The organism is Monashia sp. HAY1-5C, from assembly GCF_056755255.1.
The window spans coordinates 1-236 of record NZ_JBPGXG010000762.1; the positions used below are offsets into that span (position 1 = coordinate 1).

A 236-nucleotide genomic window follows, 5' to 3' on the forward strand; every position below is an offset into this window, starting at 1 on the left:
CCCCCCCCCCCCCCCCCCCCTCCCCAAACCAGACACCGCCCTACCAGACGTAGCTCCGTCTCGTGGGCTCGGAGATGTGTATAAGAGACAGGGCTCGAGCGAGGGTCCCTGGCCGGTGCGGGACTGCAGGGCGTCGACGGCGGTGGCCCGGGTTCTCGGGGCCGTGTGCCGACGTGCTCGGCATCCGCAGCCTGTCTCTTATACACATCTGACGCTGCCGACGACGGAGAGAGTGT

At 68.6% G+C, this 236-nt stretch carries 1 protein-coding gene; it reads right to left on the reverse strand.

Annotation, left to right across the window (positions count from 1 at the left end; all coding sequences use genetic code 11):
* Positions 1 to 40 precede the first annotated feature (40 nt).
* A partial coding sequence (locus ACR9ZK_RS23460; RefSeq protein ID WP_481344311.1) for a hypothetical protein occupies positions 41 to 236 on the reverse strand: 196 nt, incomplete at its 5' end.